Genomic DNA, 14,462 nt, shown 5'->3' with positions numbered 1-14,462 from the left:
GGCCACAAACGACTTAATCCCCTCCGTCCCCTTTTTTGCTCAACGATCGTTGAGGGTCTTCACCTTCAGCGCTTCGCGCAGGGTCACCAGGTCCACCGGGCCACGCAACGCAATGTCCCGGGTTTCGCCCGGCAGCAGATCCAGCAGGTTGTCTTCCACCTGCACGTCCAATGCACCAAAGTCGATCCACACCGAACGCATGTAGGCCGCGCTTTCCAATCGCAGACGGTAGTGGTTGCCTTCAATGGACAGGCTGGCCTTGAGCTTCTGCCGCGGCAGGATCTGATCCTTGGCCTCGACGAAGCCGACCACCTGGCGCGCGCTGACCTTCCCACCCTGCAGCAGCTCGAACACCGCCAGCGAGCGCTTCGGATCGGCACCGGCCAGCAATTCGGCGTCGCGGAAATCACCGATCGAGGTGACACCGGCGGCAGCCAGCGACACCGCTTCCTCGCGGCGGCGAAGCACCTTGCCGTCTACATCCATCACCCGCAACCGCCAGCGTGCATCCAGCGCGGCACCGTCGTTGATCAGGCGCACCCGCGTACTGCCCTCGTCGCGCAACGCCGCCACCGCCACCGGCGCGAAGAAACGCCGCGCGGCGAAGTGCAGCGCCTTCCAGCGACCGAAGTAGTCCACGCTGGACCATGAAGCACCTGGCCAGACGTCGTTGAGCTGCCAGTACAGCGAGCCCATCGTGTACGGCCGCGAGGCGCGATGATGCAGCGCCGCCAGTGCGATGCCATCGGCCTGCATCACCTGGCTGAGGTAGACGAAGTCCTCGAAGTCCTTCGGCGTGCCGTAGCCCAGTTCGATGTAGTGCAGCAGGCGGCTGTTGCCCTCGCCGGCCATGAACTTCTGGTGCGCGCGGATCACCGGGCTGTCGATGCGCTGCTCGGCGCGGGTGGCGATCTGGTCCACCGTCGCCACCGACGGCCACGCCTGCAGCCCGTACTCGGACATGAAGCGCGGGGTCTCACGCAGGTAGGCCTGCACCGGCAGCGCTGGATTGCCCCAGACCTGCCAGTAGTGCTTGTCGCCGCGGGTGGAATCGTTGGCCTTCTCATCCAGATCATTGCTGGGCGAGCTGGACCAGTACGGCACGCCCAATCCCTCCTCGCCCACCACCTGGCGCAGGTCGCTGCCGAACAGGTCGACATAGCCCTGCCAGACCTTCGCCGCAAATGCCGGGTCGGCCGCCTTCAGGTCGCGGCCGTGGCCCCAGTCCTTCCAGGCGGTTTCTTCCTCGTTGTTGCCACACCACAGCACGATGCTGGGGTGATGGCGCAGCCGGCGCACGTTGTCGCGCGCCTCGGCCACCACGCTTGCCCGGAAGGCCGGATCGTAGCCCGGCTGCATGCCGCCGCCGAACATGAAGTCCTGCCAGACCAGCAGGCCCAGCTCATCAGCGATGTCAAAGAACGCATCGTCCTCGTAGTAGCCGCCGCCCCAGTTGCGCAGCATGTTCATGTTGGCGTCGCGCGCGGCGGTCAGCACCTGGCGCAGGCGTGCGGCATCGACGCGTGCGGGGAAGGCGTCGAACGGAATGACGTTGGCGCCCTTGGCAAAGATCTCCACACCATTGATGACGAAGGCGAAGCCCTGCCCTCCCTTGCCGTCTTCCTCGCGGCGCAGTTCGACCGTGCGCAGGCCGATGCGCTGCTCGCGCGCCAGCGTTGCATCGCCGCCACCATCCAGGCGAGCCTGCACGGTATAGCGATCCTGAGCACCATGGCCCACCGGCCACCAGCGCCGCGGCGTGGCCAGCTCAACCGGCAGCTCAACCGTATTCTGGCCTGGCTTCAGCAACACCGTGCGTTGCACCTGCGCCACGTTGCGGCCTTCCGGATCACGCACATCCACATTCACCAAGGCCGAACCCGCTGCAGCATCCTGCTCCACCTGCAGCAACACCGCCAGCTTCGCCTGCTCCGCGCTCAATGCATCGGTACGCACGGCAAGATCGGTCAGGCGGTGCGCGTCCCAGGCCTGCAGGTCGACCCCGCGCCAGACCCCGGCGGTGACATAACGCGGGCCCCAGTCCCAGCCGAAGTGGTAGGCCGGCTTGCGCGCGAAGTTGCCGACCATCGCCTCCTTCGGCTCATCGCCATAGGGCGACGGGTAATTGCCAGCGATCTTGTGCGGCATTGCCTGCACGCCCGGCAGCAGCGTGCGGATCGGTGAGCGGAACACGATCTGCAGTTCATTGCCGTTCGCGCGCAGGCGCCCGTCCACACGTGCATGCCATGTGCGGTGCGCGTTGTCCGCGCGCAGCAGCGGCTTGCCGTTGAGGCTGACCTCGGCGTAGGTATCCAGCCCGTCGAAACGCAGTTCGGCATTCGGCTTGGCCAGCGTCGTGGCGTCCACGTCAAAGCGGGCGCGGTACTCCCAGGCAGCCAAGCCGATCCATTGCAGCTCGGCCTCGGGTGCACCGACGTACGGATCGCGGATCAGCCCATGCGCCAGCAGGTCGGTGTGCACGCTGCCCGGCACCTTCGCCGCACGCCATTGCTGCAGGCCTGGACGCGCGGCGCCCTGCGCGTCGCCGGGCAGCATGCGGAATTCCCACTGCGCCTGCAGAGGCGCTGCAGTTGCCGGGAAAGCGGAGGCTGCGACCAGCAGCAGGAGCAGACGGACAACGAGGGAAATGCGATGCACGTGATACTCCTGTTTCTCTGCTGAAGGCCAAAGCGAGTGTCCATTGCCTGCGGCTGGCTCCGCGCGCATGGCGATGCGTTCATCATCCCGGCGCCCGGACCGAGGCGCGGCGCGGCGCGGCGCGGCATGGCCTGGCACTACTGCATTCGAACGATCTTCAACGCACGACGTTCAACACTTCGTAGCACGCGCCCATGGTGTGGTAATCCACCTTGCCGGCAGGGCTTTTCTCGTCGCTGTACTTGCGGTTGTCGGCATCGAGAATGCGGAACCATGCACCGTACTGGTGGTCGACGAAGTGCTCCCACGAATACGCCCAGATGCGTTCGTACCACTGCCAGTAGCGGTCATCGCCGGTACGCTTGGCCATCAGCGCGGCGGTCGCCAGCGTTTCGGCCTGCACCCAGAAATACTTGTCGTCGTCGCAGACGAAGCTGTCGCCGCCGATCGGGGCGCCGTCCATACCGGGCTGCCGGCGCGATTCCGGTGCGAAGCCGTAGTACAGGCCACCACGGGTGTCGTCCCAACTGCGTGCGACGGCGACGTCGAACAGATGCTGCGCGGTCGGCACCAGCCAGTCGGCCTGCACGTGGCGATCGAGGATCAGCAGCAGTTTGGCCCACTCGGTCTGATGCCCCGGCTGGAAGCCCCACGGGCGGAACAGGTGCTTGGGATCGTCCAGGTTGTAGTCCCAGTCGATTTCCCAGTTCACATCGTAATGTTCCCAGACCAGGCCACCGGCCTTGGCGGCCTGGCGGCGGGTCATGTTGTCGGCCAGCTGCAGCGCGCGCTCGACATAGCGCTGCTCGCCACTGGCCTCGAACGCGGCCAGCATCGCCTCGCACATGTGCATGTTGGCGTTCTGGCCGCGGTAGCCGGTGAAGTTCCACTGGCCGTCGGCTTCGTCCTTGTACAGGCCATGCTGCGGCTCCCAGAAGCGTGCTTCCAGCAGCTGCCAGGTCTCGTCCATCCAGTCGCGGGCCTGCTCGATGCCGGCCTTCAGTGCGCAGCTGTAGGCCAGCAGCACGAAGGCCACGCCGTAGCAGTGGTTCATGTCGTCCTCGACCTTGCCGTCGCGCAGGGTCCAGGCATAACCGCCGGTGGCCGGGTTGCGGTGCACCTCGCGCAGATAGCGCACGCCATGCTCGACAGCCTCCCGGTATTCGGCATTGCCGAACTCGCGGTAGGCCATCGCATAGTTGAAGACGAAGCGGGTGCTGCTTACCAGGTGGCGGTGGCTGGCATCGTAGATGCTGCCGTCATCACGGAAGTAGTGGAAGAAACCGCCGTCCGGATCGATGCAGCGCGGGTGGTAGAACGCCATCGTGTCGGCGATATGCGCGCGCAGGAACGCGGGCGAACGGAAATCGGGCGAGGTGCTCATGCGGTAATGTCCTGGGCCTGCAGCAGCTGCTGCACTTCATCGAGCGAGGGCATCGCGGCGAACGCGCCCTTGCGGGTAACAGCCAGCGCACCCACGGCGGCACCGAAGCGCAGCGTGGCGGTGATCGCCTCCGGGTCCTGGCAGAACGCGGCAAAGCCTGCGCCCGCCCCACCACGCTCCAGCAGGCCGACCAGCACGCCACCGACGAAGGCATCGCCGGCGGCCGTGGTATCGACGGTGGCCACGCGGAAGCTGGTGACCGTGCCGTGGTTGTCGCGCGTGTACCAGTGCAGCGTGGCCGCACCATCGGTAACGATGACCCAGCGCGCCTGCGCGGCCAGAAGGCGCTTGAGCACCACTGACTCGCCATCGGCACCCAGCGGTGCCGCCAGGTAATCCAGCTCCTCGCGCGACAGCTTGACCAGGTCGGCGCGCTCCAGCGCCTGCCACAGGCGCGGCGTCGGATCTTCGTTGGCTGGCCACAGAGCCGGGCGCAGGTTGAGGTCCAGGCTGACCACCGCACCGGCGGCACGGGCGCGCTCCATGCCGGCGAAGGTCGCCTCGGCGATGGCCGGCTCGGTCAGGCTGTTGGAACAGACGTGGAAGCACTGCGCGCTGTCGAAGCACGCGGCCTGGAAATCGCTGTCACGGAACAGCAGGTCAGCCGCCGGCGGGCGGTAGAAACTGAAGCTGCGCTCGCCACTGGCATCCAGCGCGACGAAGGCCAGCGCAGTCTTGGCGGCGTCGGTGCGCACGATGTAATCCGTGCCCACGCCGTGCTCGACCAGACTGTCGGCCAGGAAATCACCGAACATGTCGCGGCCAAGCATGCCGACGAACTGCGTCTTCGCCCCCAGCCGCGCAGCCGCCACCGCGACGTTCGCCGGCGCACCGCCGGCGTACTGCAGGAACGCGCGCGGGGTATCGGCCGAGGCCGGCGGCTGCGCTAGTAGATCGATCAAAATTTCGCCGAAGCAGACAATGGCACCCATTTCCGACTCAGCCTCCCTGCGTTGCGGAAGCCGGCGGGCGCGAACCCACCAGGCCGTAGAAGATGATGTAGACGTAGCAGACCATCGGCAGCACGAAGCTGAGGTGCAGACCGATGCGGTCGGCCAGCACGCCCTGCAGCAGTGGGATGATCGCGCCGCCGACAATGGCCATGATCAACAGGCTGGACGCCTTGTTGGTCAGCGGGCCCAGGCGTTCGATGGCCAGCGAGAAGATGGTCGGGAACATGATGGAATTGAACAGACCGGTCGCCACGATGCCGTACAGCGCGACCTTGCCACCCGACGCCAGCGTGACGCCCAGCAGCACCACATTGGCCACTGCGAATCCGGCCAGCAGGCCGCGCGGCGAGTACTTGGCCAGCAACCACGCACCTGCAAAGCGACCAACCATGGCGCAGCCCCAGTAGGCCGACACATAGTGCGTGGCCTGCTGTTCAGTCATGCCGCCGATCTCCGGCAGTGCCAGGTAGTTCACCATCAGGCTGCCGATGGACACCTCAGCACCGACGTAGAAGAAAATAGCCAGCACGCCGAAAAGTACGTGCGGATGCTTGAGTGCATCCAGCAGCGTGTGGTGGCCGCTGTCGGCCTGCTCGGTCGTCTCGGTCAGGCTGGGCAGGCGGAACAGGTAGACGAACACTGCCAGCAGCACCAGTGCGATGGCCAGGCCCACGTACGGGCCCTGCACCGACTGCGCTTCGGCGGTACGGTAGGCAATCTGTTCGGCCACGGGCAGCGCGTTGATCTCGTCGCCGCTCTTCACTGCGGTGCTCAGAATCAGGAAACCACCAAACAGCGGCGCCAGCGTGGTACCCAACGAGTTGAGTGCCTGCGCCAGGGTCAGACGGCTCGATGCGGTCTGTTCCGGGCCCAGCAGCGCGACGTAGGGATTGGCTGCCACCTGCAGCACGGTAATGCCGGTAGCAAGTACGAACAGCGAACCAAGGAACGCTTCATAGGTGCGCAATGCGGCCGACGGCCAGAAGCCCAGCGCGCCCACGCCGGCGATCAGCAGGCCGGCGATGATGCCCTTCTTGTAGCCCAGGTGGGCCACCAGCCGACCGGCCGGCACCGACATCAGGAAGTACGCGCCGAAGAAGGTGAACTGCACCAGCATCGCGCGGGTGTAATTCAGTTCGAACACCGCCTTCAGGTGCGGAATCAGCACGTCGTTGAGGCTGGTCAGGAAGCCCCACATGAAGAATATGGTGGTGGCAACCGCCAGAGCAGCACGGACATTCATGACCGGCGCCTGGCTGCTGGAGGTACCCGATGGACGGGGCGTTGCGGAGATCGGCATGCGGTACGCGCCTCGATGCGCGGAAGGTCGTTGTTGCGTGGAAGGGGTATATGGAAGGAATCAGTTCGGTCGTGCGGCACTGCTTTCGCGGATGCGCAGCTGCACCGGCGCGACCGTGCGCCGTGGCGGCGCATCCGGCTCGTCCAGTCGTTGCAGCAACAGCGCGGCAGCTTGCCGGCCCCGCTCGCGCGGATCGGCGGTGAGCGTGGTCAACGGCGGCACCGCGACAGATGCCTCGGAAATATCATCGAATCCGGTAACGGCAAAGTCACCGCCCGGACGGATGCCACGCGAGTTCAAGCCCAGCATCAGGCCCAGCGCGACGGTGTCGTTGTAGCAGACCGCTGCACTCGGGCGATGACCGTCGGCAAACAGCTCATCGGTGCGCGCCGCGGCTTCCAGGCGGTTCGGCGCCGACTCGATCATCCAGCCCGGCGGCAGCGACAGACCGGCCTCGGCCAGCGCCTGCTGGAAACCGGCACGGCGCTGGTGGCACGAGCTCGATGCAGCGTGGCCGCCAAAGAAGGCAATCTGGCGATGGCCGCGTTCGATCAGGTGGCGCGTGGCCAGATAGGCGCCGTGCTGGTTGTCCAGGGTCAGGAAATCCCAGTCGGCCCCGTCCAGCTCGCGGTTGAACAGCAGCACGTTGGCGTTGGCACCCAGCGCCTGCCGCAGCAGCGCGGTATCGCTGCCCTCGGCCGGCGACAGGATCAGGCCGGCCGGCGTGTGCTCCATCAACGTGGACAGCACCGCCTGCTGCCGCTCCGGCGATTCACCGGTACTGCCGAGCAGGGTCACGTAACCGCGTCCGCCCAGCGCCTCATCCACGCCGGACGCGAATTCGGCGAAGAACGGGTTGGACAGATCGTTGATGACCAGCGCGATGCTCGACGAGGTCCGCCGGCGCAGGTTGGCCGCCGCGCGGTTGTAGACATAGCGCTGGCGACGCAGCTCGGCCTCGACCTTGGCGCGGGTATCGACGTTGACCAGCGGGCTGCCGCGCAGCACCAGCGACACGGTTGCCCGTGACACGCCGATGGCACGCGCGATGTCGGTCACCGTCACCGCCTTGCCGGCGCGCTTGCTGGGACTGCTGCCGTTGTCGTTCATCGTCTTCCCGGACTCCGCTGGAGGCTCAAGCCTAATGGATCAGGGCCCTGTCGTGCCGTGCCGTTCGCTGGGTCACCGCGAACGGCACAGTCCGTCTCAGCGCAGCTGGCTCCCCGGTGCCGCACACCAGGACACCGGCAGGTCCTTCACCGCCGTGCCCCAGCCCTGCTCCGGCGCCTTCGCATCGAGCGCGAACTGCAGGCGCGGGCCCTGCTGCAGTTGGTTCCAATCCAGCCACACCGGCGCATGCGCCTGGCCATCGACCTTCACACCCTGCACGTACTGCAGGCGGCGGCCATCGGCACCCGGCGCGTCGATGCGCAGGGTGCGGCCATTGCCCATGTCCACTTCCACCTTGCTGAAACGCGGGGTATGCAGCAGGAACTGGCCGCTGCCCGGCACCGCCGGATACACACCGATGGCACTGAACAGGTACCAGGCCGACATCGTGCCGAGGTCATCATTGCCGGTCACGCCATTCGGGGCATTGGTGAACAACTGCTGCGCGGCACGCACCACGGCGGCGGTCTTCCACGGCTGGCCGATCAGCGTGTACAGCCACGGCGAGTGCAGGTCCGGCTCGTTGTTCGGGTTGTAGCGGAACTGGTTGTAGTAGCTGTACGGCCCGACCACCCACTCCTTGCGGGCCGCATTGAGCGGGTCGGCCTGCAGCGCGTCCATCGCGAAGAAGGCATCGAGGCGGCGGCCAGCCTGTTCGCGGCCATCCATCGCTTCGACCAGGCCCGGCACGTCCTGCTGCGCCAGCCACTGGTACTGCCACGCCGTCCCCTCATGGAAACCATGGTGCGAGCGCGGGCTGTAATGGCCATCGGCCGGCGTGTACCACTGGCCGTCCTCGGTACGCGGGCGCGGGAAACCGGTGAAGCCGGTCTCGGCATCGCGCACCTGCGGGTCCCACACCTTGCGCCAGTTGCGGCCGCGCTCACGCAGCGTCGCCGCGTCCTGCGCGTGGCCGAGGCCATCGGCCATCTGCGAAAGCGCGCAGTCGGCCAGCGCATATTCCAAGGTGGCCGAACCGCCGTGGTGCGGATCGACGTCCATGCCCTTGGATGGGAATGCGCGGTCGTAGACCACGTAGCCCTTGTCCAGGTAGGTCGGGTTGCCGGAACGGCCGGCCATGCGCGAGTTCAGCGGCGGCGTGCCGAACGCATTGCGACGCAGCGCGTCCCAGGCCTGTGATTCGCGGCCCTTGAGCGCACCGAAGCGCCACAGGTCGACCATGAACGGCGTGACCGGATCGCCGGTCATGATGTTGGTCTCGAAGTTGGCATAGCCCCAGCGCGGCAGCCAGCCACCCTGCTCGTCGATCGCCAGCAGGGTACGGCCGATGTCACGCGCCACGTCCGGGCGGGTCAGTGCCAGCCACTGGTTCTGCGCGCGGTAGGTATCCCACAGCGAGAAGTACTCGTAATAGGTCCAGCCATCGGCACGGTGGATGCCATCGTCATAGCCGCGATAGCGGCCGTCGGCATCGTTGCCGGTCATCGGCTGCAGCAGCGCGTGGTAGGCCGCACTGTAGAACACGGTGCGGTCATCGGACGTACCGCCCTGCACACGCACCCGACCCAGCTGCTCACGCCACGCCTGCTGGGACAGTGTGCGCATGCGGTCGAAACCGAGCAGCGCCCCACCCTGCATGCCGTCCGCGCGCAGATTGATGCGCGCGCCTTCGGCGTCCACATGCGAGATCGCGCTGACCGCCGTCACCGACTGGCCCTTGGCCAGGTCGAAGCTAAGCCAGGCGCCGTTCGGCTTCTGCTCGCCTTCCATGCTGTGGCGCGCACCCGGCAGGCCACCGCCTTCGCCCCAGGTACCGTGTGCCTTGAACGGGCGGTCGAACTCGATGCGGAACCAGGTGGTGTACTGATGGCCACCACAGAAACTCTTGGTGACCAGCTTGCCTTCCACCACGCGGTCGCCGACCACATCAACCACGCTGCCGATCACCGAGTGGCGCTCATTGGCCTGGCCGACGTTGACCAGCACGTGGCCATCGCCACTGCGCTGGCTGAAGGTGTAGCGCTCGGCCGCGGCACGCGTACGCGCGGTGGTCTCGGCATCGATGCCGCCGTAGCTGGTCAGCCGCACCTTGTAATAGCCCGCCTGGCCGATCTCGCCGTCATGCGTGTACGACGCGGCATAGGCCTTGTGGTCAAACTTCTTCGCGTTGCCGGTATCGAAATCGCCGCCGGGACCGATCGAACCGGTCACCGGCAGCACCGACACCTGGCCACCCTGCTCCCAGCAACCTGCGCCGGAGATGAAGGAGTGGCCGAAACCGCGGATCTTCTCGTCGTCGTAGCGCCAGCCCGAATAGTGGCTGCCGATCGGGCTGACCTGGATCAGGCCGAACGGTGCCGACGCGCCCGGGAACGTGTTGCCGTCGTCCTTGCTGCCGATGAAGGTGTTGACCTCGCGCTCCAGCGCAGCCGGTGCAGCCTGCAGCAGCACCGGCACTGACGATAGTGCGAGCAGGCAGGCCAGGCGCAGCAGCGGGCGCGAGGACAATGGGACGGCGGGAGCGGACGGCACTGGACGCATGTCGGGTTCCTGTAGTCGATGACGCGAAGGCAGACGGCCGGGGCCGTCCGGCACCGTTCCGCTGAGCCCCGCCACGACTGGCAGAAAGCTCCCCCTGGAATGACGCCCGACCCACCAGACCGTGAATTTAGATCGATTCAAGTAGAGCATGCAGGTTCAGCCGAATGCATTCTGCGGCGCAGCATGAGAGGGGGTGTTCGGCAGGGCTGCGCCCTGCACCCGCTCCGAGCTGGAGCAACAGCAACACCAACAGCAGAAGCTGATTTCCTGTGGGGAGGCGGGGTGGGTCCGGTTGCGGGGGCCGCTGCAAGTACGTCCATGTAAGCTCGGTCGCCGCATCCATGCGGCTCACGCCCCCGCAACCGGACCCACCCCGCCTTCGACAGATTCCCGCGATCTGTAGATCCACGCCGTGCGTGGATGAATCTCTATCAGATATCGAAATCAATCGGGAGTCAGATCCGTTTTCCAATGGAAAACGGATCTGACCACATGATCCCGGTGATTCCAGGACCTATCCAACCGTCACCGGCAAACTGTCAATGGTCGGGCGGTGTGGGCTGGCAGGACCGTTGGCGCCATGGATGGCGCCATCGAGCCCCCAGGGGTGAGGGCGCTTTGCTTGCGAAGCACTGCTTCGCAAGCGCCCGAACGCACAGCCGCCAGCGGCTGGGCCGGTCTGGGGGTTTACGGCGTGTCCTGCCAGCCCACACCGCCCCGCCAAACCAGCAGAAACCCAGAGCCGCTTTGGCTTTGGCTTTGGCTTTGGCTTTGGCTTTGGCTTTGGCTTTGGCTGTTGCCGGGGCTTTGGCTGTTGCCGGCCTGCGGCCGGCACTACCGCAGGTGCAGGGCGCAGCCCTGCCGCCCCACCCTCCCCTGCGCACGAAAACGATTTCACTGATTTCAGCAAACCGTCACGCCTTCGCCACGCCAGTACCATATTGCGGAGCAGCATGCGCCCGCGGGCGACCCATGCTAAAAAACGCCCGCCCATCGCTTAGATCGATCCAAGAACGACACTGCGATGGCCGGGAGTTGGGGGAGCAGCAACAGGACGTACCAGGCCACGCGCACGGTGCTACTGCCACTGCATGGCAATAGCGACAATGTCACTTCAAATTAGATCGATTCAAGTTGTCCGTGCCACGTCACCGGATCAATCCAGGAGAGAGGGAGAGATGGGAATGAAGCATTCAACACGTACGCATGGCCAGGACGCACTGGCGCTGGCCATCGCGCTGGCCTTGGCCGCCGCCGTCATTCCGGCTGGCGCCGCCGCGCAGCAGGCCGCTTCCACCGGCTCGCAGGAAGCCACCAACCTGGACAGCGTCCAGGTCACCGGCTACCGCTACGCCATTGAAAAGAGTCTTGAGCAGAAGCGCGACGCCAACGCCGTGGTCGAAGTGATCACCGCCGAAGACGTCGGCAAGTTCCCCGACAAGAACGTCGCCGACGCTCTTCAGCGCGTGCCCGGCGTGGTCATCACCCGCAGTGGCGGCGAAGGCAAGAGCGTCAGCGTGCGTGGCCTGGCACCCGACCTGACCCTGACCCAGTTGAACGGCAACTACGTGGCCACGTCGGAAACCAACGACGAAGCCACCCGTTCGTTCAACTACACCCTGCTGCCGTCGAACATGCTGTCCAGCGCCGAGCTGTTCAAGTCGCCGGAAGCACGCATCGATGAAGGCGGCATCGGCGGCACGGTCATCCTGCACACCCGTCGCCCGCTGGACATGGAGTCCAACTCGGGCTTCGTCACGCTTGAGGGCACCTCCTCCGATACCCACCACGATATCGACCCGCAGGCCTCCGCGCTGTATTCGTGGCACAGCAAGGACGAGCGTTTCGGCGTGCTGATCGGCGTGACGCAGCAGAAGCGCACCACCCGTACCATGGAAGCCAGCACCGAGGACTACCAGTGGTACGGCGCCGGCAAGGCGCGCGATGCCTATGGCAACGTGCAGGCGCAGGATGGCATCCACTACTGGTGGGGCAAGTCCGGCTTCAACAACCAGACCGGCGGCAACTACAGCGACTTCTTCATGCCGACGTCGGTCAACTTCGCGGTGAAGGAAGAGAAGCGCGAACGCAAGGGCGGCCAGCTGACCTTCCAGTTCAAGCCGGTCGACAACGTTACGATGACGGCCAACTACTTCCGCTTCGAGCTGCAGGGTGACTACACCCAGAACATGCTGAAGATTCCGGAATGGAGCATGGCCCGCTTCAACGGCGATGGAAACTGGGCCGGCGGCCGCCTGCTCAACGGCCTGGATTTCGATCCCAGCGGCAACACCGTTACCGGCGCCCAGTTCGAAAAGCTGGCTGGAAAGACCTACTACTGCAGCGAAGACCAGGCCAAGGCCGCTGGCCTCAAGCCCGGCGGCTGGGGCCCGGACGACTGCACGGTTCCGACGCCGCAGCTGACCGGTGGCTACAGCAAGGAAAAGGCGCTCTCGCAGACCGCTGACCTGACCATCGACTGGGACATCAGCCCGCTGTGGAAGGCCTCGTTCACCGGCGGCCGTACCTGGTCCGAAGGTGGTCCGTCGATGAACTTCCGGATGTCGGCCAAGCCGCGCCGCAAGGTCGGCAACGATTACCTGTCGGGCAACCTGTACAGCGCCTGGGACCTGACCGGTACGCCGTCGGCCACCTTCTCGCCCGACCTGCAGCAGCAGCTGATGAACGGCATCGCCGAAGTCGACACCGGCTCGACCGATTCGTCGTGGAAGCGCACCGAGGTCAAGCAGAACTACTTCCAGGCCGATGTGACCAAGCTGTTTGAATCGGGCTGGCTGGACTCCATCCAGTTTGGTGCCAAGTACCGCGATGGCAAGGTCCATCGCAACACCGGCAACACCTACTGGACCTGCCAGGGCCGCGATCCCGCCGACTACAAGGACGGCCGCTACCAAGCAGGTTGCGACCCCACTGCCGGCGACGCGCAGCCCGGTTTCTTCCTGTCCAATCCGATCAGCAATATTGCCGGCGGCTTCAATGCCAACGTGTTCCCGGGCATCAACTACCCGGCGTACATCGACTATCTGAACAAGACCTACGGCGGCTCGCACAACCGCACCGAGGAAGACTTCGTCTACAACGTCAACGAAAAGATCTACTCGGGCTACTTCCAGGCCAACTTCCGCACCGAGCGCCTGCGCGGCAACGTCGGCGTGCGCGTGGTGCGCACCAAGCAGTTCGCGCAGTCCTCCGACTCGATCGAGAAGTTCAACGACTACTTCCTGGACAACGCGTCCGGTGCGCCGATGGCGTGCACCGATCCAGCCGCTGCGGCCTACCCGGCCTACAGCTGCGAGAGCGGCTTCGTGCGCCTGCCGTACGACCTGGCGCAGAGCAAGACCTACAGCCTGATCGGCGTGGATCGTACTTACACCGACGTGCTGCCGAGTTTCAATATCGCCTGGGACATCACCGACACGCTGGTGCTGCGTGGTGCCGCATCGAAGGTGATCGCCCGCCCTGGCTACACCGACATCGCAGCACCGGGCGCACTGAGCTACTACAGCGAGGAGTACGTCAATGATCGCCGCGTTGCCGGTGGCGCATCGACCGCAGGCTGGGTCGGCCAGGGCAGCAACAAGCAACTGGAACCGTTCAAGGCCACCCAGTTCGACCTGGGCCTGGAATGGTACTTCCAGCCGGGCGCGGTCGCCGGCGTCGGCCTGTTCCGCAAGAACGTGGACAACTTCACCCTGCCGGTGGTGCGCGACACGCCGATGGTCATCAACGGTGAAGCGGTGAACGTGCAGCGCTACCAGACCCAGGCCAATGGCCGCGATGGTGTCTCGCAGGGCGTCGAGCTGTATGGCCAGTACACCTTCGATTTCGGCTTCGGTGTGCAGGCCAACTACACCTACAACGACACCAACCTGGCCTCGATTGTTCTGGACGGGCAGGAAATCGGCTCCTCGCCGCTGGTCGGCAGCGCCAAGAACCAGGCCAACGTGACGGTCTTCTACGAGAACGATAAGTTCCTCGCGCGCGCCTCGTTCAACCGTCGCGGCCAGGTGGTCGGTGGGCTCAACAATGGCCTCACCGTCTACACCGAGCCGTATGACCAGCTGGATCTGAACGTGGCCTACAACCTGACCCCGGACTGGACCCTGACCGCCTCGGTGATCAATGCCACCAAGTCCGAGCAGCGCGTTCACCTGGGCAGCGACACCAAGGCACGCCTGATCTCCAATACCTACGCAGGCCGCCAGCTGTACTTCGGCGCTACCTGGAAGTTCTAAGGCAACACCGGGTTGCCCGGGCCTGCCCCGGTGCAACCCACGCCCCGCCCTGGCGGGGACGTTCCTCCACGGCAGCCACGCTGGTACAGGTGGCTGCCGTTTTCATTGGTGCTTTGTCTTCGGTTCAGCCCTGCGCTTGACCCTGCCAATGTTGGAAGGTGCACACTGGCGCCACCCCA

7 protein-coding genes are annotated in these 14,462 nt (G+C 65.6%); 1 reads left to right on the top strand and 6 read right to left on the bottom strand.

The genetic code is table 11. From position 1 onward, the window contains the following. Window positions 1-39: 39 nt before the first annotated feature. The 6 genes from ACZLIB_RS09940 to ACZLIB_RS09915 all read right to left on the bottom strand — a co-directional run bounded on the left by ACZLIB_RS09940 (window position 40) and on the right by ACZLIB_RS09915 (window position 10,027). Window positions 40-2,658, bottom strand: a complete 2,619-nt coding sequence (locus tag ACZLIB_RS09940) for a beta-mannosidase (protein ID WP_478469759.1) — start codon at window positions 2,656-2,658, stop codon at window positions 40-42. A gap of 157 nt (window positions 2,659-2,815) precedes the next feature. Next, window positions 2,816-4,042, bottom strand: a complete 1,227-nt coding sequence (locus ACZLIB_RS09935) for an AGE family epimerase/isomerase (RefSeq protein WP_049398497.1) — start codon at window positions 4,040-4,042, stop codon at window positions 2,816-2,818. Beyond that, complete coding sequence (locus tag ACZLIB_RS09930) at window positions 4,039-5,034, bottom strand: carbohydrate kinase family protein (RefSeq protein ID WP_100468324.1); 996 nt, start codon at window positions 5,032-5,034, stop codon at window positions 4,039-4,041. Before ACZLIB_RS09930 ends, ACZLIB_RS09935 begins: the two co-directional genes overlap by 4 nt. A 7-nt stretch (window positions 5,035-5,041) precedes the next feature. After that, window positions 5,042-6,298: an L-fucose:H+ symporter permease gene (fucP, locus tag ACZLIB_RS09925; protein ID WP_478469758.1), complete on the bottom strand. Its 1,257-nt coding sequence runs from the start codon at window positions 6,296-6,298 to the stop codon at window positions 5,042-5,044. Between the two features lie 117 nt (window positions 6,299-6,415). Then, window positions 6,416-7,465: a LacI family DNA-binding transcriptional regulator gene (locus tag ACZLIB_RS09920; RefSeq protein WP_049424705.1), complete on the bottom strand. Its 1,050-nt coding sequence runs from the start codon at window positions 7,463-7,465 to the stop codon at window positions 6,416-6,418. Between the two features lie 96 nt (window positions 7,466-7,561). Continuing rightward, window positions 7,562-10,027 carry a GH92 family glycosyl hydrolase gene (locus ACZLIB_RS09915; RefSeq protein ID WP_478469756.1) on the bottom strand — a complete coding sequence of 822 codons (2,466 nt, stop codon included), beginning with the start codon at window positions 10,025-10,027 and terminating at the stop codon, window positions 7,562-7,564. A 1,178-nt stretch (window positions 10,028-11,205) separates the two neighbouring features. Here ACZLIB_RS09915 and ACZLIB_RS09910 point away from each other — a divergent pair. Next, the gene (locus ACZLIB_RS09910; protein ID WP_478469755.1) at window positions 11,206-14,283 is read left to right on the top strand and encodes a TonB-dependent receptor; all 3,078 of its coding nucleotides are present in this window, start codon (window positions 11,206-11,208) and stop codon (window positions 14,281-14,283) included. The last annotated feature ends 179 nt before the right edge of the window (window positions 14,284-14,462 follow it).

It is taken from the genome of Stenotrophomonas sp. 220_Sma, from assembly GCF_056487375.1.
The sequence above is the reverse complement of the archived record's forward strand: the minus strand, read 5'-3'. Positions and strand labels throughout refer to the sequence as shown.

Excerpts from the sequence above, each read along its gene's own strand:
- ACZLIB_RS09915 (WP_478469756.1), bottom strand. The coding sequence starts at position 10,027 with ATGCGTCCAGTGCCGTCCGCTCCCGCCGTCCCATTGTCCTCGCGCCCG.
- ACZLIB_RS09920 (WP_049424705.1), bottom strand. The coding sequence starts at position 7,465 with ATGAACGACAACGGCAGCAGTCCCAGCAAGCGCGCCGGCAAGGCGGTG.
- fucP (WP_478469758.1), bottom strand. The coding sequence starts at position 6,298 with ATGAATGTCCGTGCTGCTCTGGCGGTTGCCACCACCATATTCTTCATG.
- ACZLIB_RS09935 (WP_049398497.1), bottom strand. The coding sequence starts at position 4,042 with ATGAGCACCTCGCCCGATTTCCGTTCGCCCGCGTTCCTGCGCGCGCAT.
- ACZLIB_RS09910 (WP_478469755.1), top strand. The coding sequence starts at position 11,206 with ATGGGAATGAAGCATTCAACACGTACGCATGGCCAGGACGCACTGGCG.
- ACZLIB_RS09930 (WP_100468324.1), bottom strand. The coding sequence starts at position 5,034 with ATGGGTGCCATTGTCTGCTTCGGCGAAATTTTGATCGATCTACTAGCG.